The sequence below is a fragment of the Uruburuella testudinis genome (assembly GCF_022870865.1).
In the GTDB taxonomy this organism is placed as follows: domain Bacteria; phylum Pseudomonadota; class Gammaproteobacteria; order Burkholderiales; family Neisseriaceae; genus Neisseria; species Neisseria testudinis.
Window position 1 is genome coordinate 2,401,755 of record NZ_CP091508.1, and the last position, 25,681, is coordinate 2,427,435.

18 protein-coding genes and 8 pseudogenes are annotated in these 25,681 nt (G+C 41.5%); all 26 read left to right on the forward strand.

The features are described 5' to 3' along the window. The first annotated feature begins 202 nt into the window (after window positions 1–202). The gene (locus LVJ83_RS10970; protein WP_244784618.1) at window positions 203–553 is read left to right on the forward strand and encodes a helix-turn-helix domain-containing protein; all 351 of its coding nucleotides are present in this window, start codon (window positions 203–205) and stop codon (window positions 551–553) included. Continuing rightward, complete coding sequence (locus LVJ83_RS10975; protein WP_244787761.1) at window positions 538–1,359, forward strand: IS3 family transposase; 822 nt, start codon at window positions 538–540, stop codon at window positions 1,357–1,359. The genes LVJ83_RS10970 and LVJ83_RS10975 overlap by 16 nt, the downstream gene beginning before the upstream one ends. A 420-nt stretch (window positions 1,360–1,779) precedes the next feature. Continuing rightward, entirely contained in the window at window positions 1,780–2,820 is a 1,041-nt protein-coding gene (locus tag LVJ83_RS10980; protein ID WP_244784620.1) for an IS630 family transposase, read from the forward strand. 86 nt (window positions 2,821–2,906) lie between these two features. After that, window positions 2,907–3,218 carry a hypothetical protein gene (locus tag LVJ83_RS10985; protein WP_244784622.1) on the forward strand — a complete coding sequence of 104 codons (312 nt, stop codon included), beginning with the start codon at window positions 2,907–2,909 and terminating at the stop codon, window positions 3,216–3,218. A gap of 624 nt (window positions 3,219–3,842) precedes the next feature. Continuing rightward, a pseudogene (locus LVJ83_RS10990) lies at window positions 3,843–5,183 on the forward strand (DUF637 domain-containing protein); the annotation flags it as partial. A gap of 10 nt (window positions 5,184–5,193) precedes the next feature. Beyond that, window positions 5,194–5,580, forward strand: a complete 387-nt coding sequence (locus tag LVJ83_RS10995; RefSeq protein WP_244784624.1) for a DUF596 domain-containing protein — start codon at window positions 5,194–5,196, stop codon at window positions 5,578–5,580. 267 nt (window positions 5,581–5,847) lie between these two features. Further along, window positions 5,848–6,156: pseudogene (locus tag LVJ83_RS13660) on the forward strand (VENN motif pre-toxin domain-containing protein); the annotation flags it as partial. Window positions 6,157–7,895: 1,739 nt separating this feature from the next. Then, window positions 7,896–8,144, forward strand: a complete 249-nt coding sequence (locus LVJ83_RS11005; RefSeq protein WP_244784628.1) for a hypothetical protein — start codon at window positions 7,896–7,898, stop codon at window positions 8,142–8,144. Between the two features lie 141 nt (window positions 8,145–8,285). Beyond that, window positions 8,286–9,761: pseudogene (locus LVJ83_RS11010) on the forward strand (DUF637 domain-containing protein); the annotation flags it as partial. Between the two features lie 11 nt (window positions 9,762–9,772). Further along, window positions 9,773–10,216: a DUF6853 family protein gene (locus tag LVJ83_RS11015; RefSeq protein ID WP_244784630.1), complete on the forward strand. Its 444-nt coding sequence runs from the start codon at window positions 9,773–9,775 to the stop codon at window positions 10,214–10,216. A gap of 89 nt (window positions 10,217–10,305) precedes the next feature. After that, window positions 10,306–11,025, forward strand: a complete 720-nt coding sequence (locus LVJ83_RS11020) for a hypothetical protein (protein WP_244784632.1) — start codon at window positions 10,306–10,308, stop codon at window positions 11,023–11,025. After that, on the forward strand, window positions 11,012–11,539 hold the full coding sequence (locus tag LVJ83_RS11025; protein ID WP_244784634.1) for a hypothetical protein: 528 nt from the start codon (window positions 11,012–11,014) through the stop codon (window positions 11,537–11,539). The genes LVJ83_RS11020 and LVJ83_RS11025 overlap by 14 nt, the downstream gene beginning before the upstream one ends. 238 nt (window positions 11,540–11,777) lie before the next feature. After that, window positions 11,778–12,278, forward strand: coding sequence for a hypothetical protein (locus tag LVJ83_RS11030; protein ID WP_244784636.1), 501 nt, complete (start codon window positions 11,778–11,780; stop codon window positions 12,276–12,278). Continuing rightward, window positions 12,265–12,786, forward strand: a complete 522-nt coding sequence (locus tag LVJ83_RS11035; protein ID WP_244784638.1) for a hypothetical protein — start codon at window positions 12,265–12,267, stop codon at window positions 12,784–12,786. Before LVJ83_RS11030 ends, LVJ83_RS11035 begins: the two co-directional genes overlap by 14 nt. Window positions 12,787–13,128: 342 nt before the next feature. After that, entirely contained in the window at window positions 13,129–13,629 is a 501-nt protein-coding gene (locus LVJ83_RS11040; protein WP_244784640.1) for a DUF2247 family protein, read from the forward strand. Window positions 13,630–13,760: 131 nt separating this feature from the next. Next, window positions 13,761–15,431, forward strand: a pseudogene (locus LVJ83_RS11045) (DUF637 domain-containing protein); the annotation flags it as partial. Between the two features lie 15 nt (window positions 15,432–15,446). Next, a complete protein-coding gene (locus LVJ83_RS11050; protein WP_244784641.1) occupies window positions 15,447–15,758 on the forward strand; it encodes a hypothetical protein in 312 nt (103 codons plus the stop codon). Window positions 15,759–15,773: 15 nt separating this feature from the next. Continuing rightward, window positions 15,774–16,207: pseudogene (locus LVJ83_RS11055) on the forward strand (VENN motif pre-toxin domain-containing protein); the annotation flags it as partial. Window positions 16,208–16,689: 482 nt separating this feature from the next. Further along, on the forward strand, window positions 16,690–17,109 hold the full coding sequence (locus tag LVJ83_RS11060; protein ID WP_244784643.1) for a hypothetical protein: 420 nt from the start codon (window positions 16,690–16,692) through the stop codon (window positions 17,107–17,109). Between the two features lie 80 nt (window positions 17,110–17,189). Beyond that, a pseudogene (locus tag LVJ83_RS11065) lies at window positions 17,190–17,750 on the forward strand (DUF637 domain-containing protein); the annotation flags it as partial. Between the two features lie 1,102 nt (window positions 17,751–18,852). Further along, window positions 18,853–19,807 (forward strand): annotated as a pseudogene (locus tag LVJ83_RS11070) (DUF637 domain-containing protein); the annotation flags it as partial. A 180-nt stretch (window positions 19,808–19,987) separates the two neighbouring features. Next, window positions 19,988–20,599, forward strand: coding sequence for a nucleotidyltransferase domain-containing protein (locus LVJ83_RS13620; protein ID WP_342345088.1), 612 nt, complete (start codon window positions 19,988–19,990; stop codon window positions 20,597–20,599). A gap of 16 nt (window positions 20,600–20,615) precedes the next feature. Continuing rightward, on the forward strand, window positions 20,616–20,993 hold the full coding sequence (locus tag LVJ83_RS11080) for a hypothetical protein (protein WP_244784645.1): 378 nt from the start codon (window positions 20,616–20,618) through the stop codon (window positions 20,991–20,993). Window positions 20,994–21,223: 230 nt separating this feature from the next. Continuing rightward, window positions 21,224–21,667, forward strand: a pseudogene (locus LVJ83_RS11085) (DUF637 domain-containing protein); the annotation flags it as partial. 915 nt (window positions 21,668–22,582) lie between these two features. Further along, the gene (locus LVJ83_RS11090) at window positions 22,583–24,718 is read left to right on the forward strand and encodes a DUF637 domain-containing protein (RefSeq protein WP_244784646.1); all 2,136 of its coding nucleotides are present in this window, start codon (window positions 22,583–22,585) and stop codon (window positions 24,716–24,718) included. A gap of 25 nt (window positions 24,719–24,743) precedes the next feature. Continuing rightward, window positions 24,744–25,670 (forward strand): Imm49 family immunity protein, encoded by a 927-nt coding sequence (locus LVJ83_RS11095; RefSeq protein ID WP_244787763.1) that lies wholly within the window; start codon window positions 24,744–24,746, stop codon window positions 25,668–25,670. The last annotated feature ends 11 nt before the right edge of the window (window positions 25,671–25,681 follow it).

Here is a 25,681-nt window from a genome sequence, read left to right on the forward strand (position 1 = left end):
GCACATCTGCTGCGTTAAAAAGCCTCGCAAGATGCCCATCTTGCTGCGTTTTTTAATGCAGCAGACTGTTTGCGGGCGAAAGCCACGCTACGTCTGCGTTGCCAACCGTTACCCGCCATTCCATTAAAACAAGGCCGTCTGTTTTGAACTGTACCCCAAAAGTTGGACACCCCCACCAACCCATGAAAGGTACAGTTTTCTTATGTCCAAATACAGCCTACACTTCAAACATCAGGCCGTGATGCGTTATTATGCACTCAGAAGCCAACAACGCACCGCAGACGAGCTTCAAATATCCCGAACCCACTTACGCCGATGGATTGCCGCCTACGAGCGGGCAGGCATCCCCGCGCTGGAGCACCCCCAAAGCACCATGTCCAAACAACGCAAAAACCCCTTTATTACCGACAAGCCCGATGCCGAAAAAACACAGGCAGAGCTATTAGAAGAAGTCGCCTACCTCAGAGCGGAGAACGCCTATCTAAAAAAGCTCGATGCGCTGATGAAGAGCGCAAACCCAACCGAGAAAAAGCCCGCATCATCGAAGCATTAAAAACAGAACACCCGCTAAAATATCTTTGCGAATCTGCCGAACTGTCAAAAAGCAGCTTCTACTTCAGCAGAAAAAGCAACCAAAAGCCCGACAAAGATCAGGCAGATATGGAAGCAGTATACGCCGTTTACCAGCAGCACAAAGGCTGTTACGGACAAAGGCGCATTGCCGCCGCACTGTCATGGAACACCAAGAAAGCAGCGCGGCTGATGAAAAAAATGAATTTGAAAGCCATCGTCAGAGCCAAGCGAAAATACCACCCGCCGGCGATGGGCGAAACATCCGAGAATCTGTTGAAGCGCAACTTTAACGCCAAGACACCCGACGAGAAATGGCTGACCGATGTCACCGAATTCAAATGCGACGGTCAAAAGCTGTATCTGTCGCCGATACTCGATTTGTATAACCGCGAAATCCGCAGCTATCAGCTGTCGCGCCGCCCGAACAGCGAAATGGTAACGACCATGCTGTCACAGGCAGTAGCGCAGCTGGGCGCACGCAAACCGATGCTGCACTCCGACCAGGGCGTATTGTATCGCTGCCATGCGTATCGTGAGCAATTGGCAGAGGCAGGCATCACCCAAAGCATGTCGCGCAAAGGCAATTGCTGGGATAATGCGCCGATGGAGAGTTTTTTCGCAATATTGAAGACGGAATGTTTCTACAACCGGACTTTTGCTTCGATAGAGGAATTGGAGGCGGAAATACATGACTATATCCGCTACTACAATCATGAGCGATTGAGTTTGAATTTGAAAAAACTGAGCCCTGTGGCATACAGAACTCAGTTTGCAACCGCCGCTTGAAGCGTGATTGATTCAGCGGTTTGAAAATGTCCAAGATTTTGGGGGCAGTTCAAATTTTCAGACGGCCTTTATCATCAGCAATGTCGTTTTTGAGCGGATATCCTGCCAAATTCACAAAAGCAAACCGGCCGGGCAACAAGCCGAATACAGCACACATGCATGGAGCCGGTTAGCTGATATACTTATTTATTCATCTTTAGTTTGCAGGTTTCATTCTAAAATTTCTCCTGACAACCCATCAAAACCCTCAAACTCTTTAAATTACAAACCATTGTTTATCAATATATTTTCTGAAAGTTTGCTCTTCGGGTTAATGACAGCAAAACGTCTTTCTATTTGATTCTGCTTTTTCGCTATCTCAATTATAGATTCGGCAATTAAATATATGAACCATTCAATACTTTCACTGTCCAAACCGATATGGAAAAAGAAGACACCCGAAAACTATCAGCCGACGCCTTGTACGAGAAACGAAAACAAGTCATCCGGCTGCACAAGATGGGCATGGGAATTATCAAAATCACCCAAGCCGTAGGCATGTGTTATGAAGCCGTCCGTCAGGCCATTACCACTTACCAAGAGGGCGGAATGACAGCGCTTAAACCTAAAAAACGAGGGCGCAGCCCGGGCGAATATCGGCAATTGAATGCCGAACAAGAAGCCTATATCCAAAAGCTGATTATCGAGCAACGCCCGGAACAGTTGAAAATGGACTTCGCCTTATGGACGCGCAATGCAGTGAAAGAACTGATTTTACAAGAATTAGAAATCGACATGCCGGTGCGCACGGTAGGCTCTTATCTCCAACGCTGGGGCTTCACCCCGCAAAAGCCGATTAAAAAAGCATACGAACAGCAACCTGAAGCCGTAAAAACCTGGTTGGATGAAACCTATCCGAGCATAGCCCGGCGGGCAAAAGCAGAAAATGCCGAAATTCATTGGGGTGATGAAACCGCCTTGGTTAATACCGATGTCAGAGGCAGAAGCTATTCGCCCAAGGGGAAAACGCCGGTGACTTATGCCGTTGGCGGCACCCGGCACAAACTGTCAATGATTTCCACCGTCAACAACCGAGGAAAGGCGCACTGGATGATTATTGATGCAGCGTTTGATGCAGACAAGCTGATTAAATTTATGCAGTCTCTGTGCCAAGAAGTCGGGCGCAAAGTTTTTTTGATACTGGATAACTTAAGGGTGCATCACAGTAAAAAAGTGAAAGCCTGGCTGGCAGAGCATTGTGATGAAATCGAGGTGTTCCATTTACCCAGTTATAGCCCCGAGCTGAATCCGGATGAGCGCTTGAATGCAGACTTGAAGCAAGTTATCAGTGCGATGGTTCCGGTGCGGACGAAAGCAAAGCTGCGTAGTGCGGTTGTTCGGATTATGGAGTCTATTTGCAGTACACCGAAACGGGTGATGGCCTACTTCGGCGACTCGCATGTACGATATGCCGGATGTTAATATATTTAATTGCCGAATCTATGGGAACTCCTATTGCGAATACTCCCCCTTTATACCAATGAAGAAAAGAAGCTGGTGATCAGCTAATGTCTGCAGGCTTCAATAATTTTAAAGAGTTATTCAATAATAAACAGAATGCTATTCGCTGGGACATTAGGCAATTAAAAAGTGAGCAACAAGCATTACAATCAATACGTGAAAAATACTTATCAGACCAAAAAAGTTTTAATTTGACGTCAAAATACTTAACATCTGATAAAGTTTTAGGATATCTACCGAACCCTTTAAGTGATAAACATACTCAACCTGGTGGGATTAATATATTAAATTATGGCTCAAGAGTTCAATATGGTTGTAAAATCTTAGGTTATACAGAAAAGCAAGGATGTACTCCATGAATAGAAAATCATATATTTTTTATTTATATACCCTCTGTAAATCTATTTTTTCCATAGGTTTTTGTTGGAGTAGTACAATTTTCCTACCTGCTTTATTGAAAAACGACAACACCCTTAATATTATTGATATACTAGGTGGAATGATTGGAATCGCATTAATAACAACCTTACTCTTTTTTATACCAGCAACGATAACATCATTTATCAGATGGCTATTTCCCACAAAGATATTTTTAGGAAATACCTTCACACTAATCTTGTTTTATGTTTATGGATATTACTTATGGGTATATGATAAATATGGCATGGAGAACTTTTATTTTAAAGTAACCATGATTATATCAACTCTCTGTGTTATTTTACTTAACGAATTTTTTATTTTAAAAAGCAAACGCAGGTTGAGTTAGCCTTAAGCGTAGCTCAACGTAAACTTGAAGAAAGTGTAGTTTGTATGGATAGAGTGTGCTTCGAAAGGAATGCACACGGACTTTCCAAACATTCATCAATATTAAAAATATTAAAGCCAAGGCCGTCTGAAAATTAATTATTTCAGACGGCCTAAAATTAAAAACGCGTGCGTTCCTTATGGAGCTCGACTTCCTACGCCTGCCCTTCAACGCCACCCTCAACAACCTCACCGTCAACCTGGCCAACGCCGGCAGCAGCGCCGTTATCAGCACCACCATCAACGGCGGCAGCCTGGGCGACAGTTTGGAAAGCGCCATCATAGCCGCACTGGTTCAGACGGCCCATGGTGCAGCCGCCAGCAAAATCAAAGGGCTGGACAACCACTACATCGCCCACAAAGTCGCCCATGCCATAGCCGGCTGTGCAGCGGCGGCAGCGAATAAGGGCAAATGCCAAGATGGCGCGATTGGCGCGGCAGTAGGGGAAATTGTTGGCGAAAAATTACTGAACGGCCGAAATGTTAAAACCCTCAATCCGGAAGAATACAAACAAATCCTAGCCTACTCACGCCTGGTAGCAGGTACAGCAGCGGGCTTGGCCGGCGGGGATGTGAATGTGGCTGCGGATGCGGCTAAGGTGGCGGTGGAGAATAATGCTTTGAATTTCGAGAGCACTCCTACCAATCCCAAAAAACATCTACCCAAACAACCCGATAAAACCGCGCTGGAAAAAATCATCCAAGCCGTTATTCCTGCACATGCTGCCGGAGCGATGGTTAACCTTCAAGATAGAGACGTTGCGCATTGGATAAGCAATATCCGCGGCGGTATCACAGGCCCGATTGTGATTACCAGCTACGGCGTATATGCGGCAGGCTGGACTGCTCCGCTGCTAGGTGCTGCTGGCAAAGCGGCATTGAGTGCCTGTATGGGCAATCCATCAGGCTGTACGGTGCTGGTAACCCAAGCCGCCGAAGCGGGAGCGGGTTTGGCAACGGGGGCGGTTACGGTTTCAAACAGCTGGGAAGGCGCAGTAGGTTCGCTCGCCAAAGCTAAGGCGGCTAAGCAGGCTGTTTCCTCCCAAACTTCTCACCAATTAGCCAATCTGGTCAAAGCTGAGCAGAAAACTTTAACCAGAATTGCTCAACGTGATTTACAACTTGCTGTATGGAAAACGAGTTTTAACAGAAGGGTCAGGAAAGGAGCCGGATTGCTTGATGCTGGCAATATTCCGATTACCATTAATGGCAGAACCATACAGCCCGTACAGGCGATGAGCCTGAGGGGAACACCCGTTTACAGCGGCGTAAGCGAACAGGAGGTGTTTGCGCTGTATAGGCAGATGACGGGGCAGAATCCTAATTTTAGACCTATTGCTGGCGGAAAATTAGCCAATGGTATTATTAGTAATGGGGAATGGGCAGGGACTAAAGTAGTTTTGAGAAATTTCTCTAGATCGAAAAACTTAACTCAATCGAAGTGGACATTTGAAATTCAAAGCATTCCAAAATCCGTTTTGCCCGTTAACAATCATAAAATAGAGCTGAAATTTCAATAACTTGGAAAATATGATGAATATATCTAAAAAATATGAAGTATTAGAACAATCCTATGATTTACAGACTATCTTCATGGAATATAAAGAGAAAGCAAATTTAGATATCAACAATGAAAATTTAAAAGAAAATTTTTTAGATTTTTTACAGGAAATAATTTCTGACGGCTATATAAAATTAGGTCAATGGGACGATAACTTTATTGAGTTTAAAGAATTAATAATCTCTCCCAAAGAGCAAGTTAATCTTATCAGAAAGAAATGGCCAGTATATTATAACCCACATGTCCCGGAATTGGATATTGAAGGCTTATGGTGGGAGGTTGAGTGCCCTGTCGGATTGGCTGAATACCCTAACTGGGAGAAAATAACAAAAGACTTAGAGTGCGAAATTAAATAACTCTTTTTGATTAAAATGAAATAAATGGGAAATTAGAAACAAGCTCGGTGGGCCACTTACTGCTCACGCGCCTTAATGCGTTTTTCTATTGTTCGCAAATAAACCATGCCGTCTGAAAATCTAAATTTTTCAGACGGCCTTTTCTTATTCTATCCGCGTGGACAGTAAATGCCCACCCTACGATAATTAACGGTTGTTATAATTTTCCCACGCTATGCTTTTCGAATGCGCTGGCACAAATCTCGCAATATGGAGGTTTCAAGCTAAATCAAAGGGCTGGACAACCACTACATCGCCCACAAAGTCGCCCATGCCATGGCCGGCTGTGCGGCAGCGGCAGCGAATAAGGGCAAATGCCAAGATGGCGCGATTGGCGCGGCAGTAGGGGAAATTGTTGCGGAAGCTTATGGCAAACCGATGAATGCAGCTGAAGAAGCCAAATTATTAGCCATCTCAAAAGTAGCTGCCGCATCAGCGGCGGCGTTGGCCGGAGGTGATGCCAATACTGCTGCTAATATTGCAGAAACAGCCGTACGGAATAATTTCTTATCTAAAAAAGAAGGCAAAAAATTAGAGGAACTGCTGAAGAAATTTGATAAAAAGTCAATTCTTTCTGCTGATTTTTGGATGGGGCAAGCCAGTAATAAAGACTCAATGGAACTATTGAAGCTATTAACCAAAGACCAATACAGTGATGAATTGCTGTATAAATTCAATACCGGCAAACAACTAACTGAATATGAGCGATTTGATTTGGCTGCCTATTTGAATGAATACGGAAAAGGAGGTTACTCTTTAGACAGCTTATTATCAGCAAATGGCAGAAAATGGTCTTCATTTGAGCAGACAAAAAGAATTTCAGATGCTAAAAATACTGCATTGCGAAATCTTTCATGGTCTGGCTCATTTGAGCATAAATTAGCAAAAAGCATATCGGAAGGTATGTTTATAGCGGGTGTTTATTTTACTGGAGCAGAGCTGGCAACTTTATACAAAGTGGTTGCAGCAAAGCCCGTTCTTAAAGCAGCTTTGACCTCCGGAACTATTGGAGGTGGATTATCTGCAGTGATAGAAGCAGGAAAACAAGCTGGTACTTGTATAATCAATAATGGATCAGTTAAATCTTGTACTCAAAATATAGACCCTAATAAAGTAGTTATTGCTGGAGGCATTGGTTTTCTTACGAATAGTGCCATTGGTGCTGGCTCTGCTGCTGCCGGTTACAGACCATTTAGCTGGATAAATGTTAAAAGTACCGCCTCAACCGTTCCTGTTGTTATTTATGGAAATGGTACTGCTGTGAATAAAGCCGCTACTGCCGCAGCTCAAGGGACTTATGATAAAGAGAGGGGTAATAAATGAATTATATATTTGATGTAATTTTCTCAATACTGGGCTTAAAGTTCATGAATGAATCAAATGTTTGGTATAAATCACTGCTAAAAATGATATTTTTATTGAATTTTGTTGTATTTTCAACCTTTCTTACTGTTGCATATAAACGATCGGAGCCGATAGAATTTCCATGGTTGGAAATATTGGCAAACGGGCTTTTGGTTGGCACAATCCTAGGAGTGATAGCTTGGAGTTTTGCGCAATTAGTATATTTTTTATTTAGAGATTAGCAACCAGAAAATGTAGCCTGCGTGTGTAGGCTGTTCTCTATAAGGAGTACACCCTACGCTTGCTGAAAAAATTTAATAAAAACTTAATAAAGCTAAACAGAGATCGTTCCCCTATAGAAACGGCAATTGGATAACTGTTTTTTTTAATTAATCTAATTATTTAACGTGAATTCGATCCCGAACTCACGTTATATTAATTGAAGTACCGGAGTGGAGAAAACGTAAATGATTAAATTTCCTGACAAACATTCCACTCTTTATGGATTTAGTCTATTTGCCAGTATATTAATTGAAGTTAATATTGATTTGTTATTAAAAATATTTCAGATTAACAATAGAAAAAATTTAATTATTATTATATCAATATCTTTCGTTCTGTTTTATTTAGAAATGTTATTAATATTATTTATATTTCAATGGTCTATTCATTTAAATCTTGAAGGAGCGCTCTATGCGTTAGCACTAACTATATTTATTTTTTACTTATGTCGTTCATGTTTACCTTATTGGATGGAAAAAGAGTAAATTAAGCAAGTGCAGTCTGCATGAGCAGAGGCAGCAAGGAGCACGCCCTTGATTTAAAATAAGTGCACGTTATCCTAATGGTTGAGTGACTTATACTTTACCAAATTGTAAAGCAGCTAGTTGGTATAAATTAGGTGAATTTATTGGTTATAGAGGCGTTGATAAATGACTTTAAGTTTAGTTTTTGAACAAATAAGTGACATAGCATGTGAATATGCTTATGTATGTGTTTATGCAGATTCCATTGAGAATGAATCGTTTATGGAAATTGCCATAACTGATGATAAGAAAATCGAATTTACTATCTATTCGTATAATGAGCAAGTTAAACTCAGCTATGCTAATTGGACTGAAATAATGCAGCGAGGTCGAGAGTTATATTTTAACCAAACGGAAGAAGAGTTTCATAATTAAATTTCAAATTCGGCATGAGTAGGTATGTTTCGTAAGGAAAGCATGTGTTTTTCTCAAATTTTCATCAATATTTGGAATTTGAAATATTAGAGCCAAGGCCGTCTGAACAGCTTCATCTTTCAGACGGCCTTAAATCCAAAACTCAAAACCGAAATCGAGAAACTCGCCAAACAGCCCGAATACGCCTACCTGAAACAATTACAGATGGCCAAAGACGTCAACTGGAACCAGGTACAGCTCGAATACCAAAAATGGGACTACAAACACGAAGGCCTCACCGGCGCCGGAGCGGCAATTATTGCGCTGGCGCTGGCCGCCGTTACCGGCGGGGCGGGCGCAGGTATCGCCTCCGCACTGACCGGCACCGCCGTAACCGGCATATCCGCCACCATGGCCAATGCCGCCTTCCTGTCGCTGGCCACCCAAGCCTCAGTCAGCCTGGTCAACAACAAAGGCAACCTCGGTAAAACCTTCAAAGATCTGGGCAGAAGCAGCACCGTCAAAAAACTCGCTACCGCCGTCATTACCGCCGGTGTAGCCGATAAAATCGGCGCCTCTTCAGCGCTACAATGGAGCGACAGCGACACCCTCAACAACCTCACCGTCAACCTGGCCAACGCCGGCAGCAGCGCCGTTATCAGCACCGCCATCAACGGCGGCAGCCTGGGCGACAGTTTGGAAAGCGCCATCATAGCCGCACTGGTTCAGACGGCCCATGGTGCAGCCGCCAGCAAAATCAAAGGCCTGGACAACCACTACATCGCCCACAAAGTCGCCCATGCCATGGCAGGCTGTGCGGCAGCGGCAGCGAATAAGGGCAAATGCCAAGATGGCGCGATTGGCGCGGCAGTAGGCGAAATTGTTGGCGAGTATCTGACTAAAAATACCGATTTCAGCAGCATGACATTAGAGCAAGTAGAGCAAGAGACTAAGAAAATTACTGCCTATGCAAAACTTGTAGCCGGTACCACAGCAGGTATAGCCGGTGGGAATGTGAATGTAGCGGCTCAATCAGCACAAACAGCAGTAGAAAATAATGCTATTAAAGCGGTAGTTACTGGAGCAAAAATTGTTTATAAAGCTGCTAAGAAAGGGTTGCGAAATGGCAAAATCACAACCAAAGATTTAAAACAAACTTTAAAGGATGAGGGGTATGATTTAGCAGACAACCTGATTACATTGTCAGACGGAACATTGGATTGGAACGATGCAAGAGCAATCATTGATATAGTAGTGGGTACAGAGCTTAATAAAGCCAATAGAGGAGAGGCTGCTAAAAAGGTTAATGATTATTTAGCAAAAAATAAACCTTATATCCCTAATGTAGGCGGTGTTCCGAATATGAGCACATATATGAAACACAATCCTTTTGGTAAACAACTTTCTCAAATTTCAGAAAAGACAAAGTTTCAGTATCAAGGGCAGTCTGTTTATCAAGTTCGTAAATCTGATGGAATACTAAAATCAGGTGATATATTCTATCTTGATAACAAGCATAAGAATCATATTGAAGTTTTTGATAGAACAGGAAATGCAAAATTTGTTTTAAATATGGATGGATCTCAAAATCAAATTAAAACAGAAGCTTCTAAAGGCAGAAAATTAAACTTAAAATAAAGGAAAAAAACATGAATAAATTTAATGATGTAAAAAATACTCTATGGGTATTAGGCCTCAAGCAGGGGTTTGATTTAAAGGATGATGTAATCACATGGGAGCGTGGGGACGATGGCCTTCTGATTTGGCGAGCTTTTTATAGCGATGAAGATGATTGGGATAAGGAAATACAGACAGAAATAAATGTTTTTTTTAAATATATAAATATTTATCAAAAAGCAATAGAAAATGAAGATATTGGGCAAGCTAGTGGCGCACTACAAACTGCAAGAATCGCAGCTCAAAGCCTAGCAACTATCTTTGACAGTTTAGATAATGATATTCATAATCTGTTAACAGGGGAGTATAAAACCAATAATTTCTTATGGCCGCAACTTTCTGAAAAAGGTGATTGCCCCAATCTTAATAAAGACGAAGACCCTGTATGGATGCCGTTAATAATTAATAAAGAGTAAGTAAGTGTAGAGTAGGTCAACCTAAAGCGTAACCCAATATAAACTTACACCCTAAGTTCGAGAAAGGAGATATTTATGAATCCAGTGGCATGTCGTGGGCTCCTGTAGGGTTAATCGGCAACCCCCATCTGCAAGAAGTGCACCGGCAAATTACTATATCTGAGCTGAAAGCCGCCGGTGCATCAGAAACAGCCATTTTAAACCGTCTTGAGCAAAACAGGTTGGCCGCAGATTATATGGCAACCTTACCAACCAGCGAACAAGCAACAATTCTCGCAGCACAAGGCTTTGGTTTACAGACTATTTTGAATGTGATTACCAAAGGCAGAGGCGGCAGGGCTTTGGTTAAGGCTGAAGTAGCAGCTATTGAAAGAATTGCGAAAAATGCTAAGCCTCCTGTTAATACGTTGCAAAGTACAGTTTTCAACCAACAGGCAATTAAGCAATTAAATAACGGTGTTCGCCCAGGGATTACCGCCAAAGGAACTCCAGGTACCACTCGAGAAATGGCTCCTTCATCTAACCCAAATGTCTCTGCACAAGATTTTATTAATCAATATCTAATAGGAAAAAAATACACAATGGAAAACCTTCCAAATGGAAGTAAGCTATATCATGTAAATGGTGGAGGTAAACAAGCTGGTGGCATCACAGTAACGTATCGTGCAGCAGGCAATGCGAGCAATAGAACTACTGATACGACAGCTACTGTTGAGATTAATAGTGCAGCAGTTAAGATTATGAATCAAAATGATATTTTAAAATTAAAATTCCCAGTAAAAAGTGAAGTTTCCAATGCAACCAAATGATTACTTTTTTTATTTACTTCAAAAACTACAATGGTTAACTTCAGATGAATGGAATATAGCATCTTTTTACAATATTCATCAAAGCGACTATATTGGTAATTATGAATATCGCCTTCAAAGCTGTATCGAGTTTATTTATCGATGTCTGAAATGTGATTTAATTTCATGTGCTTTTGAGATTAAAGAAGATTTGTTTATTGAAAACCAGTTAAATATCCCTGAAAATTTTGCAAGAAAGATGGGAGAGTTGCCATACTATACTGAACTAAATTTGAATAAAAGTGATAGCAAATTACAGGATATGATTTGGGAATGGTCCTATGTAGTTGCTACCCCAAAATTGGTTACTATTTCAGATAAATGTGGTTTAAATAGGGGAGTATATACTGTTGAAATGATTGATATGTCAGATAAAAAATGGGTTCAATTCTACGTTGAGATTAATAGGGTATTTACGGAAAATAGCTTATCTTGGGATATGAAACATCCTTTGTTTTCAATTGTGCCAACGTAGCCAGAGTAGATACGATTAGCGTAGCATAATCGTATGAATATAATGGCGAAAAAAAGCGAGCGAGACCTGCTGTCTACGTTAACAGTGTGAGCTGGAGGCTGCCTGAAAGCAGATAAATTTTTCAGGTAGCCTTTCTCATTCACAGCCCCACTGCACCCTCCCGACTTCTGCAAATGTAGCGCCCCTCGGCAGCCATATAGCTGATATCCCAAAGGCAACCTGAGGTTTACAGACTATTTTGAATGTGGTTACCAAAGGCAGAGGCGGCAGGGCTTTGGTTAAAGCTGAAGTAGCAGCTATTGAAAGAATTGCGAAAAATGCTAAGCCTCCTGTTAATACGTTGCAAAGTACAGTTTTCAACCAACAGGCAATTAAGCAATTAAATAATGGTGTTCGCCCCGGTATTACTGCAAAAGGAACTCCAGGCACCACCCGAGAAATGGCTCCTTCATCTAACCCGAATGTATCTGCACAAGATTTTGTTAATCAGTATTTAACTGGAAAGAAATATATATTAAAAGAAAGTACAGACGGAAGTAAGTTATATGAAGTAAATGGGGGAATTAAAAATGGTGGTGAAACAGTACTATACCAACCATCAGGCAATGCAAGCAATAAAACTACAGATACAACAGCAAATATTGACATAAACAGCCCCATCATTAAAGCTATCAATAACAACAAAGTTTTAAAATTAAAATTCCCAATAGAACGCGAGATTACCAATGCAAAAAAATAATCATATAAATAAATTAATAGAACAATTACAGTGGCTTACATCTGATGACTACTCATTAGATTCATTTCTCTACGTTTCTGAAAAGCAAAGTTTTGAGGAGAATAGATATAATCTACAAATTTGTCTTGAATTTATTTATCGCTGTTTCAAGTGTGATTTGATTACTTGGAGTTTTATAGCAGATAAAAATCTTGCTGAAATCCATCAACTTGATATTCCAGAAAAATTAGTTAAAAAAATGGGAGAATATCCATTAACTTTTAAGTTGGGATCAGGGGTGAAATTTCCTGAATTACAAAGCTTTATCTGGGACTTATGTTATGTTACTTCTACAGAAAAATTAGATGAAATAGTAGATAAATGTGCATTGGAAAGAGGGGAATATCTTAACCTTTCTCTTGATTTATCAGATAATCGATGGGTTCTATTTAAGAATGAAATTTATCAGATTTTTTTGGCTAATAACTTACCTTTGAATATGAAGTGCCCTTTATTTCCAATTAAATAAAAGATGTAATTTAACAAGTACAGTCTGTGTGTATTCCGTATGTAGAAAAACCTAGCGTTGTTTACAGTATTTGAAAGACAATACTGAGATGAAACTCCATAAAAGCACACGGCTGTTGCCATTCCAGCGGGAAGCCATTTGGCTGTCCTACATCCAAGATAAAGTCAGCATCACCTCGAACGTACTCTATTGCAAAAAGAGGGGTCTTTATGTGGTAGAAAAGGAGTTTATGAATATATAATAGATCCGTCACGCAATGTAACTCATCAAAGGTTTATTGAAGGGGGAGTAATTAACGGCAGACCCAATCAAAGAGTACAAAAGTAATTTTAAGGATAAACCATGTGTATTGATTTGAACTTATTTAGAAATAAAATTCACTTAAATTGGTCAGATATTTTATGGGGTTATGAACATAATTATTTAGGCTGGATTGATGTTATTGATATATCAAAATACTTTTTAGCAACACAAGAAACCCAAAAAGATTTTTTAATTTTGGAATTATCTCAAATTGATAAATCCTCAATTTATAAAATTAAACCAATATTGGAAAGTCTAGTAGAAACAAAAAATACTTATGACACAGATAAGTGGTTATTCATGATTTTACAAAATTTATTTATTAACCGGAATGAGGTCCTAGATCCTTTAGGAGTAGTGGAAAATATTTATGCAGATTTTGATTATCCAGAAGAAATCGAATCCTTTGTAAGATACATGCCTAGATCTTATGAGTGCAAGCCTAGTCAACTTACTAATGATGAAATTACTCTACAAATATATAAAAATTGGGAAAGATACTTAATTAAAAAACAGGAAGAATATCAATATACTAAATAAATATAATAGTAAGCATAGCCTGTATGAGGTGTATTCCTCAAGGAACGCACACGGACTTTCCAAACATTCATCAATATAAAAATGTTAAAGCAAAGGCCGTCTGAAAATTGATTATTTCAGACGGCCTAAAATTAAAAAACAAAATCAAGAAACTCGCCAAACAGCCCGAATACGCCTACCTGAAACAATTACAGATGGCCAAAGACGTCAACTGGAACCAGGTACAGCTCGAATACCAAAAATGGGACTACAAACACGAAGGCCTCACCGGCGCCGGAGCGGCAATTATTGCGCTGGCGCTGGCCGCCGTTACCGGCGGGGCGGGCGCAGGTATCGCCTCCGCACTGAGCGGCACCGCCGTAACCGGCATATCGGCCACCATGGCCAATGCCGCCTTCCTGTCGCTGGCCACCCAAGCCTCAGTCAGCCTGGTCAACAACAAAGGCAACCTCGGTAAAACCTTCAAAGATCTGGGCAGAAGCAGCACCGTCAAAAAACTCGCTACCGCCGTTATCACCGCCGGCGTAGCCGATAAAATCGGCGCCTCTTCAGCACTGCAATGGAGCGACAGGGCCACCCTCAACAACCTCACTGTCAACCTGGCCAACGCCGGCAGCAGCGCCGTTATCAGCACCGCCATCAACGGCGGCAGCCTGGGCGACAGTTTGGAAAACGCCATCATAGCCGCACTGGTTCAGACGGCCCATGGTGCCGCCGCCAGCAAAATCAAAGGCCTGGACAACCACTACATCGCCCACAAAGTCGCCCATGCCATGGCCGGCTGTGCGGCAGCGGCAGCGAATAAGGGCAAATGCCAAGATGGCGCGATTGGCGCGGCAGTAGGGGAAATTGTTGGCGAAAAATTACTGAACGGCCGAAATGTTAAAACCCTCAATCCGGAAGAATACAAACAAATCCTAGCCTACTCACGCCTGGTAGCAGGTACAGCAGCGGGCTTGGCCGGCGGGGATGTGAATGCGGCTGCGGATGCTGCTAAGGTGGCGGTGGAGAATAATCTGTTAAAACAAACTCAAGCCAATCAATTTGCAGACGAGTGGAAAGAGTGTAGTAATAACCCTTCTTCAGGAGCGTGCCAAACATGGAATCGAAATATCAGCAACGTAGTAAAAAATAATATTCAAGAATTTAATAATTGTGTTTCCAGGGGTGATAATGCCTGTATTAAACGTTTGCAAAAGGAATACTCTGCTACAAGTTTTTCAGCATTAGAGCAAGCCATGAAAGTACATAATACATATCTGAGTAAGCAAGGGATAAATTATGTAGAGATACTAAAAGAGAATAATCGTAAATTTTCTTTATGCAATAGCAGTATGTATACTTGTTATATTGGCAATTATGCAAAAGATGAAATAGTAAGCGCTATTGTTGGAAAAGCTGCTGGGAAAGTTATAGAGTCCAGTACTCAGGGGGTAATTAAACAGTTAAAAGCAGCCGGAGCAAATCTAACTGAAAAAAATGTAGTTTTTGCGGCTACAAATATTCATGGAAAGAATGTATTCCTTGAGACCGGCAACAGTAAATCCGGTTTGAAGCATATTATTGATCGGCATGGAAATGAATTTACTCAAAGAGGGTTATCTCAATCTGAAATTTCAGATGTTGTAAAAACAGCATTGACAAAAGGAAAAATTATTGGATATCAAGGTAATATTGCAAATCCTAAAGGTGAAGTAGGTGGAAGGCCTATATATGAGTTTTCATATAAAAATAAGACCTATAGAATGGCAATCACCACAGCAAGCAATGGTTATATCGTTGGTGCTAATTTTAATAAATAGGAATGGAGGCTACTTATGATATATTTAAAATTAATGGCTGATTATTTTTGCTCGCCAGTTTGGGATGATAGTTCAAATTATAAAACTGAATATTTAGGTGGATATAATATAGAACTCACATCCCTACCCATCTCTTTGCAACTTATAAAAGAACTGGAACAATGGGCGGCTTGTTTCGATGATATATTAGTAACACATGCTCCTCAATTATCTGATTTCGAATCCCCTCAAGATGAAGATAATTTTCATCAGCGTGGTAGAGAATTAGCTGATAAATTACAAAATGAATTAGGAGCTGATTATGTAGTCAGATATTGGAAAGAATAGTAAACGTATTTTCTTAATGCGCATAAATGTGGCCTCATCACCGAAGCAAGTGTAGATTTGGGTAGTCTCAAGCGTAACCCAAGCCTAAGTTTAGAAAGCGCCATCCTGACCGTACTGATTCAGACGGCCATGGTGCAGCCGCCAGCAAAATCAAAGGCCTGGACAACCACTACATAGCCCACAAAGTCGCCCATGCGATGGCCGGTTGTGCGGCGGCGGCAGCGAATAAGGGCAAATGCCAAAACGGCGCAATTGGCGCCGCTGTGGGCGAAATTGTTGGCGAAAAGTTACTGAACGGCCGAAATGTTAAAAACCTCAACCCGGAAGAATACAAACAAATCCTAGCCTACTCACGCCTGGTGGCAGGTACAGCCGCGGGCTTGGCCGGCGGGGATGTGAATGTGGCTGCGGATGCGGCTAAGGTGGCGGTGGAGAATAATACTCTTAATATCATTCAAGAAGGATTACTGAGTGGGGATTATAATCAATGCAGAGCTGCTGGAGGGGGAGATTCATTTTGTGGGAATTACACACCATTAGGAATGCCTCATTTCGTTGCAGTTGAAGTATCTCTTCCTCAAGGAGCCTTTGTGGGTAAAAGCACTAGAGTCATCATCAACACCCGAACCGGGGAAGTCTTTATGTCTGTCTCTGGTGGAGCTAATAATTCGAAAGGCAATGCTAAATTAGGAGGTTCATTTAATTTGGGCTGGGTTGTTAACTTATCCCCGGCAGAAAGGAATAAGTTGGGTACATCAATTACTGAAACTTTAAAAGGTGTATCTGTTAGTGGGAAAAATTGCCTATATGGAGGGTGCTTGGGAGTTTCTTCAACCATAGGCAGTACTCCCAAAAAATTTACAATGGAGATTGGTACGGGCGTAGGTTTTTCAATAGGAGGTGAGGCTGTAGGAAAAATTGGAGAAATAAAATGATAAAAATATTCAAAAAAATAAGATTTATCAAGTCTATATTGATGCTTATATTTTTTACTGTAATTATAGTATTTTTTAAGCCTAGTAAAGAATCAAGCTATAGGCCTGATGCAGAGATGAAGCTTGCCCTTATCCAAGATGAGATTACCTTTATATTAAATAACGGTACGATTCTTTCAACATTAACACAAGGCAGAGCTGGCAGGTGGTTTATTGTTTCGATAAACTTAAAATATACTTCGTATGAAAGTATAAAGGAAAGGTTGAAACTACATAATTTTATAGAAATAAAACCAAATATATTTTGTCGAGATGAGGAAAGTATAGAAATATTAATTGATTCTTCTCACAATGAAAATGAAGGAACATTATACTGGCTATATCCTGACAATAATTGTACTAGCGATTATAAGTAAGTGTAGGTTTAGTTAATCTCAAACGTAACCCAACATAAATTTGCGACCTACTATACGGTTACCTAAAAGCCATTAAACATCGAAAACTCGCTACCGCCGTCATCACCGCCGGCGTGGCCGATAAAATCGGCGCCTCTTCAGCGCTACAATGGAGCGACAGCGCCACCCTCAACAACCTCACCGTCAACCTGGCCAACGCCGGCAGCAGCGCCGTTATCAGCACCGCCATCAACGGCGGCAGCCTGGGCGACAGTTTGGAAAACGCCATCATAGACGCACTGGTTCAGACGGCCCATGGTGCCGCCGCCAGCAAAATCAAAGGCCTGGACAACCACTACATCGCCCACAAAGTCGCCCATGCGATGGCCGGTTGTGCGGCGGCGGCAGCAAATAAAGGCAAATGCCAAGATGGCGCGATTGGCGCCGCTGTGGGTGAAATTGTTGGCGAAAAGTTACTGAACGGCCGAAATGTTAAAAACCTCAACCCTGAAGAATACAAACAAATCCTAGCCTACTCACGCCTGGTGGCAGGTACGGCAGCGGGCTTGGCCGGCGGGGATGTGAATGTGGCTGCTAACACGGCTAAAACTGCCGTAGAAAATAATCTTTTGGCTTTCAATCCTAAAAGTAATCCTAAAGCCAAAAAAAAATTTAATGATAAAGTGAAAAATGAACTGGATGGAAAATTTGAGCTTAAAGGTACAGGAAAATTTAACAACCAAGGTTATGAAATCATAACTCTTGTGCCGATTGGCAATGCCACAACAGCAAACTTAAATGCTAAACAATTAGCCTTCTATAATATGTTAAACAACATTATTCAAGAAAAAACGGGTACTGCTCAAATTACCCTAGTCTACAACGATGGCTTAACAGCTGGCGGCTCTTGGATCACGGGGAGATTCGACGTAGGCGACATGGAAAAATTGGATGCTAACAAAATTGTATTGACGGGTAATGCTCTCATTGCTCATGAATTTAATGAGCAATTAAGCAAAAACAAACTAAATATGCTTCCTGGAGTTGGCTCAAATGACTCTCTTTACCAAAAAGCACATGAAGCAGCAATTATTGAGGAAATGAAAATGATGGACAATATTTTATCTATCATAGATGATGCCGTAATAGATAATATTCGATATGGAAAAATATATTATGATTATAACAAAGGAAAATTAATTGGGCTTAATATGGGTATCTTTAAAGATACATCAACGGGGATTCAACATACATTTGAACCAAAGCAGGTTATTATAAAGCCAAACAAAAATGGAAAATATATTTTTAGAAACCCCAAAAATTTAAACGAAATGCAAGAATTTATCCCTTGATGGATTAAGAGTAATTTCAAATGAAAAAATCATATATTTTATTAACTGCAATACTGCTATGCTCTTGTACAACTCAATTAGCTAATTTTCAAGCTATGGATAGCGAGGCAGAAATAGAAACGTAGAGTTCATGGGAAGGAGACGGTTGGCTACGCTTACGTACAGGAAAAATTACCTTACCTTTAGATAAATCATGTATTTTAGAAGAGAAAAATCATCCTTCTATTTCCTCAATAAAACTATATCGAACTACTTGCTTTTAATTATAAAAATTCAGTACGCATAGCCTGCAAGAGTGAGGCGTATTTCGGCAGAAACGCACGTGTTTTTCCCAAATTTTCATCAACATTTGGAATTTGAAAATATTAAAACAAAGGCCGTCTGAAAATTGATTATTTCAGACGGCCTAAAATTAAAAAACAAAATCAAGAAGCTGGCCAAACAGCCCGCATACGCCTACCTGAAACAATTTCAGGCGGCCAAAGACGTCAACTGGAACCAGGTACAGCTCGAATACCAAAAATGGGACTACAAACACGAAGGCCTTACCGGTGCCGGTGCTGCGATTATCGTTATTATCGTTACCATACTCACATACGGTGCCGGCACCGGCGCCGCAGCCGGTGCCGCAAGTGGTGGAGCCGCCGCAAGTGGCGGAGCCGCAGGAGCAGCTGCCGGTGCCACCGCGGCAACCACAACCATCAGCACCGCAGCCGCAATGAAAGCCGCAGCACTGACCAGCCTTTACAGCCAAACCGCCATCGCCGTTATCAACAACAAAGGCGATATCGGCAAAGCCCTGAAAGACCTTGGTCGCAGCAGCACAGCCAAGCAAGTCGTTACCGCAGCCGTTACCGCCGGCGTATTAAACGGTTTGGGCGATATTGCCGCCAATGCCGGCAACCAAGTAGCGGCCAATACCGGCTACGGTTGGACGGGTACGTTTACCACCAACCTGATTAATTCAAGTGCCGCAGCCGCTACCCACACCGCCATCAACGGCGGCAGCCTGAAAGACAGTTTGGAAAATGCCATATTGAGTGCTTTGGTGCAAACCGGGCATGGTGCAGCGGCGAGCAAGATTAAAGCTTTGGACAACCACCACATCGCCCACAAAGTCGCCCATGCAATGGCCGGTTGTGCGGCGGCGGCAGCGAATAAGGGCAAATGCCAAGATGGCGCGATTGGCGCCGCTGTGGGTGAAATTGTTGGCGAAAAGTTACTGAACGGCCGAAATGTTAAAAACCTCAACCCTGAAGAATACAAACAAATCCTAGCCTACTCACGCCTGGTGGCAGGTACAGGGCGGGGATGTGAGTGCGGCTGCGGATGCGGCTAAGGTGGCGGTGGAGAATAATGCGCTAAGTGATCCTGAAATTCTTGAAATCGGCAAGAGAGTAGATCAAGAATGTAATAAAGGCAAAAGTGTGAGCTGTAAAAACAAAATTATTGCCGAATCAGTTACAAAGAGTGATGCTAAAAGCAAATTATCCAAAGAAACTATCACTGCTATCATAGATGTGCAAAATCAGGCTGTTGCAGAAGCTATGTTGCTTTGCAAAGGGAATAGTACATGTGCTAATGATGTGGGAAATAAGTTTTTGTATGCAAGGCTCCATTGTGATTCGGTGAGCTGTATGATAAATCAGGGTCAAAGCATTATTCGCTATACATCATCCAAATATGCAAACATTATTAAAACTTTTGGGTATGTAATAAATGATTTTAGCCCAGTAGTTGGATCTGGAGCAATTTTTAAAGAGGCTTCTCATATTCCTCAAGGAATAACATATAAACAAATACTCTCCATGTCATCAAAATTGAAATCTCGGTTAGGAGAAATTAGTGATGATATTTTAGTACAAGGCAGTAGGGCAGCGGGGACTGCAAAAATTACATCTGATATTGATATTGCCGTCAGAGTATCTCCTACACAGTTTCAAAAATTAGTAAAAGAATATTTTGGTAGTCCAAATGTGGGTTCTGCAAAAGAACGTACGATGTTACACGCTATAAAAACGGGGAAAATCCAATCAGGAGAAGCAAGATTAAGTCCCTTGAGGAAAGAATTAGAAAGAGATTTAAATATGCCTGTGGATATTTCTATTATCCAAAAAGGAGGGGCTTTTGATAAGCCTCCATATATAGATATCAAGTAACTGAAAAGGAAGAACAATGTATAACGATTTATTTTGCAAAATATTTATTGATTCTGACTTCTCCTTAGATTATTTAATAAGGGTTATAGAAGAAAATTTAGACACAAAATTTGATAGTCACTTATCAATCGAAACATCAATATTTATTTTAGATTTAAGTAAAAATTCTGAATACAATCAAGAGCAAAAAGAATTTTTAGAAGATGGCTTTTTATATTACCCCTATTTGGTTGAGTTTTATAAACAATCTACATGCACTAACAATTCAGATTATATTTCAGATATAAAAAAATTCTTGATTAAACTAAATGATTACGGTATTAAATCAATAGTTGCTTGTGATTTTGAAGACCAGCTACCACATATTAATCAATATAAAATTACCTGCAGTTAGCTAGTGTAGCAAAGCACATGCATAGCATAGCCCACAAAGCAAGCGTAGATACTGTCGCTTCTATGCGGGTAGGAGTATTCCGTAAGAAATACTCGCAGTTTTGCTTCATCAATATTTGAAATATTAGCTCAAAGGCCGTCTGAAAATTAATTATTTCAGACGGCCTAAAATTAAAAACGCGTGCGTTCCTTATGGAGCTCGACTTCCTACGCCTGCCCTTCAACGCCACCCTCAACAACCTCACCGTCAACCTGGCCAACGCCGGCAGCAGCGCCGTTATCAGCACCGCCATCAACGGCGGCAGCCTGGGCGACAGTTTGGAAAACGCCATCATAGACGCACTGGTTCAGACGGCCCATGGTGCAGCCGCCAGCAAAATCAAAGGCCTGGACAACCACTACATCGCCCACAAAGTCGCCCATGCCATGGCCGGCTGTGCGGCAGCAGCGGCCAACAGAGGCAAATGCCAGGACGGCGCGATCGGTGCGGTCGTAGGGGAGATTGTTGGGGAGGTTTTGGTAAACAGCAGAAACCCTGCCACCTGGACAACCAAAGAGCGCGAACAGCTTTTGGCATACAGTAAACTGGTTGCTGGTACGGTGAGCAGTGTAGCGAACGGTGATGTGGATGCGGCGGCGAATGCAGCGGCTGTGGCGGTGGAAAATAATGCCTTAAAATGGACAAGTACGACTCAAGAAGAAGTAAGAAAAGAAGCTGAGAAAAGGAAGAAACAGGACGATTGGCTTTCTATTGTCTTACCTGCTCATGCTGCTGCTTTGTCAAAAGAACAGCAAGCAAAGGATTTGAGTAGTTTTAGGGCGGGGCTAAGAACTATATCTTTATCAGGAGCAGTAGTATCGGGTTACAGCCCGATAGTTCTTTTAGGAGGAAAAACATATTTTATTGCTATAGGAAGTTCAATTGTATCAGGTGCAACTACTTCGGTGCTTATTGAAAAGCAACCTTACAAGGTTTCTGATTTAGTTTATGATGCTTCCTTGGGTGTATTGATAAATAAAAAAACAAGTCAAATGATTAAATGGGCAAATAGTGATAGTCCTATTATTAAAAATTACTTGAGAGGAAAAGGTGAAGCAACTAATTATTTACTGGGGAAAGGGGCTTCAGAAGCCATAAATCAATCTTTAAAAGATAAAAATGCCGTACTGATTGAAGTTCCTGAGTGGAGAAAACAAAAATGATAAAATTTCCAAAAAAACAACCTACTTTTTATGGATTTAGCAATATAGCCAGCATATTGATAGATATAAATATTTATATATTATTAAAATTAATTAAAATTAAAAAAAATCACATATTTGTATTGCAAATTCATTGAATTTTATTATGTTGTATATTGAAATTTTATTTATTTTATTTATCTTTAAAGGGAGTATGGACATAAATTGGGAGGGGGCTATTTATATGCTGGGGTTCGCCGTCTTTTTATTTTACGTGTGCCGTTCGTGTTTACCTTATTGGGAGGATTGATAAGCCTAAAATTTACATATGCTTTTTTGTTCTTCGTAAAAAACATGCTTGCTGAAAATCCCGATTTTCAGCAAGCATAGGGTGGGCAATTCTTGCCCATGCCATTTAATACTTTATTAAGAACATGCCGCCTGAACAATCCCGATTTTCAGACGGCATCATTAACTTCTTTCCGCGTGTGCATAAATGCGCACCTTACACTTGCTCAGTTTGAAACCACTCTGAGTAGTGCAGTCATCCGCGCCGGCGTGGGCGAAAAAGCCCGTGCCGATGCCAAGATTATCCTCGAAGGCATCATTAACCGCATCCAAACCGAAGAATGCCGCGAATCCAACTCTACTGTTTGGCATAAGCAAAGCGGCAAAGGCAGCACGATCGAAACCATGAAACTGCCGAATTTCAGTGGACCAACACCACCGAAACTCACCGCTTCGGGCGGCTATATCGCTGATATTCCCAAAGGAAATCTTAAAACCGAGCTGGAAAAACTGATCAAACAGCCTGAATACGCCTATTTAAAAGACATCCAAACCACTAAAAATGTTGACTGGAAACAAATTCAGCTGGCCTACGATAAATGGGACTACAAACACGAAGGCCTTACCGGTGCCGGTGCTGCGATTATCGTTATTATCGTTACCATACTCACATACGGTGCCGGCACCGGCGCCGCAGCCGGTGCCGCAAGTGGTGGAGCCGCCGCAAGTGGCGGAGCCGCAGGAGCAGCAGCCGGTGCCACCGCGGCAACCACAACCATCAGCACCGCTGCCGCAATGAAAGCCGCAGCACTGACCAGCCTTTACAGCCAAACCGCCATCGCCGTTATCAACAACAAAGGCGATATCGGCAAAGCCCTGAAAGACCTTGGTCGCAGCAGCACAGCCAAGCAAGTCGTTACCGCAGCCGTTACCGCCGGCGTATTAAACGGTTTGGGCGATATTGCCGCCAATGCCGGCAACCAAGTAGCGGCCAATACCGGCTACGGTTGGACAGGTACGTTTACCACCAACCTGATTAATTCAAGTGCCGCCGCTGCTACCCACACCGCCATCAACGGCGGCAGTCTGAAAGACAGTTTGGAAAATGCCCTATTGAGTGCTTTGGTGCAAACCGGGCATGGTGCAGCGGCGAGCAAGATTAAAGCTTTGGACAACCACTACATCGCCCACAAAGTCGCCCATGCAATGGCCGGTTGTGCGGCGGCGGCAGCAAATAAAGGCAAATGCCAAGATGGCGCGATTGGCGCCGCTGTGGGCGAAATTGTTGGCGAAAAATTACTGAACGGCCGAAATGTTAAAAACCTCAACCCTGAAGAATACAAACAAATCCTAGCCTACTCACGCCTGGTGGCAGGTACGGCAGCGGGCTTGGCCGGCGGAGATGTGAATGCGGCTGCGGATGCGGCTAAGGTGGCGGTGGAGAATAATGCTCTTTATCCTAAATGTATAGGCAGTCGTTGTGATGAAATCCAAAAAGACCAACAAGATTGGATTAATAAAAATCCAAAGGAATATGCAGAATATGTAATAACAGCGACAGGTGTTGTTTTGCCTATAGTAGGAGCAATCAACAGCATAAGACAAGCAGATACTGTTGCTGATTATCTTTTTGCATTGCCTGATTTCATTCCTGGCCTAAAAGCAGGGAGGCAGGCATATCAAACGGCAAAAGTTGCCAATGATTTAGGTGGCATGAAAAAAATCTTAGATGGTATTATGGCCTCAGCAACTCAGCATGGCTACATCAATCAAACCAAATATAATATGGCAAAAACGGAATTATCCGTAAGATACCCAAAAGATTTGCAGCTTTTAAATCAAATCCAAAAAGGCCAAGATAAAACCGGAAAAATAACTGAACAATTATTTGATTCTTTAGCAAAACAGAATAATTTTGCAGTTATTCGTGGTGGGAAGTATGGTAATAACAATGGCTTTGACCATGTTTGGGTAGCCAAAGATGGTAGCGTGGTTATTCTCAGTGAAAGCAAACAAATCAAAAACGGTACGGTTCAGTTGAACGCAAAAGCCGCTGGTGGGCATACACAAATGAGTGATGCTTGGGTTGATATGGTGCTGGACAAGCTTCCAATGAACGATCCCGCAAGGGCAGCCGTTCGAGAAGCCCGCCGAAATGGCAAGCTGAAATTGGCAATTACCGGTGTTGACCGCCAAACAGGAAAAGCCGTTATTTTGCCGATTCAGGTTCCTGCTAAAAATAAACTCCAACGATAAATAAATGGTAAAGAATATGACTACTATGAATATAATGTGTACTGATAAAGAATCATTTCAACATCTAACCCAAACTCTTACTGATATAAATCTAGCATTTAATAAAGAATGTTTAGATAATCTGTCGTATATTGATGAAAAAAAAGGCTCCCCTTTTGGCGCAATGAGAAATATATATAGTGATGTGTATGCGAAAACATCCTATAGCTATTTATTTGAAAAAAATGTTAAAAAATTTAAGCAACATGCCCATATTCTTTCCAAATTAGCTATTCTAAAGAGTGTAAGTTACTTTAATCCGGAACCGTTTTTTTTTCCAGCTGATATGATTAATATTGGAGAACCTATGTTTCCAATGATATTAAGTGACAGCCTGGAAATTAAAGATTTTTTGATACGGAATATTGATTTGATATCCAGTGATACAGAAGCTTTTCTCGATCGATATGATTTAAACCGCCATATGATTTACAACACTTTGCTGATGTTGGGGGGGAAGCAATTGGCTAGGTTGAAGCAACGGAGTCTGAATGTATTGGAGTATCCAAAGCCAACCAAATGGATGCTAAAAAGGATGCACGACTACCATTTTTATCTGGCCTTTGCAGAGCAAGATATTCCTGCCATGCAAGCAGCATTACAACCATTATTTACTCCAAAAAATGCACGAGCGGCAGCGAAAGAAACTTTAACGTATTTTGATTTTTATCTGCAACCTCAAATCGTAGTTTATGCAAAACTGGCATCTATGCACGGCTTTGATTTGGGAATAGACCATGAAATTGCACCGAAAGAATTAATTAACTATGCTCCTCTCGCAGAGGGAGAATATCGGGATATTTTTGATTTTATGAAGCAATACAATTTAAGTTGGCCTTATAAATTTTTGCAGAATTGGGTAGATTACTATACATTTAAAACTGAAAAACTGGAATTCGGTGAACAAACATAGCACAATGCCTA

What these genes read in the sequence shown, in the direction of transcription:
- LVJ83_RS10970 (WP_244784618.1), top strand. Translation starts at nt 203, where the DNA reads ATGTCCAAATACAGCCTACACTTCAAACATCAGGCCGTGATGCGTTAT.
- LVJ83_RS10980 (WP_244784620.1), top strand. Translation starts at nt 1,780, where the DNA reads ATGGAAAAAGAAGACACCCGAAAACTATCAGCCGACGCCTTGTACGAG.
- LVJ83_RS10985 (WP_244784622.1), top strand. Translation starts at nt 2,907, where the DNA reads ATGTCTGCAGGCTTCAATAATTTTAAAGAGTTATTCAATAATAAACAG.
- LVJ83_RS10995 (WP_244784624.1), top strand. Translation starts at nt 5,194, where the DNA reads ATGATGAATATATCTAAAAAATATGAAGTATTAGAACAATCCTATGAT.
- LVJ83_RS11005 (WP_244784628.1), top strand. Translation starts at nt 7,896, where the DNA reads ATGACTTTAAGTTTAGTTTTTGAACAAATAAGTGACATAGCATGTGAA.
- LVJ83_RS11015 (WP_244784630.1), top strand. Translation starts at nt 9,773, where the DNA reads ATGAATAAATTTAATGATGTAAAAAATACTCTATGGGTATTAGGCCTC.
- LVJ83_RS11020 (WP_244784632.1), top strand. Translation starts at nt 10,306, where the DNA reads ATGTCGTGGGCTCCTGTAGGGTTAATCGGCAACCCCCATCTGCAAGAA.
- LVJ83_RS11025 (WP_244784634.1), top strand. Translation starts at nt 11,012, where the DNA reads ATGCAACCAAATGATTACTTTTTTTATTTACTTCAAAAACTACAATGG.
- LVJ83_RS11035 (WP_244784638.1), top strand. Translation starts at nt 12,265, where the DNA reads ATGCAAAAAAATAATCATATAAATAAATTAATAGAACAATTACAGTGG.
- LVJ83_RS11040 (WP_244784640.1), top strand. Translation starts at nt 13,129, where the DNA reads ATGTGTATTGATTTGAACTTATTTAGAAATAAAATTCACTTAAATTGG.
- LVJ83_RS11050 (WP_244784641.1), top strand. Translation starts at nt 15,447, where the DNA reads ATGATATATTTAAAATTAATGGCTGATTATTTTTGCTCGCCAGTTTGG.
- LVJ83_RS11060 (WP_244784643.1), top strand. Translation starts at nt 16,690, where the DNA reads ATGATAAAAATATTCAAAAAAATAAGATTTATCAAGTCTATATTGATG.
- LVJ83_RS13620 (WP_342345088.1), top strand. Translation starts at nt 19,988, where the DNA reads ATGTTGCTTTGCAAAGGGAATAGTACATGTGCTAATGATGTGGGAAAT.
- LVJ83_RS11080 (WP_244784645.1), top strand. Translation starts at nt 20,616, where the DNA reads ATGTATAACGATTTATTTTGCAAAATATTTATTGATTCTGACTTCTCC.
- LVJ83_RS11090 (WP_244784646.1), top strand. Translation starts at nt 22,583, where the DNA reads ATGCCATTTAATACTTTATTAAGAACATGCCGCCTGAACAATCCCGAT.
- LVJ83_RS11095 (WP_244787763.1), top strand. Translation starts at nt 24,744, where the DNA reads ATGAATATAATGTGTACTGATAAAGAATCATTTCAACATCTAACCCAA.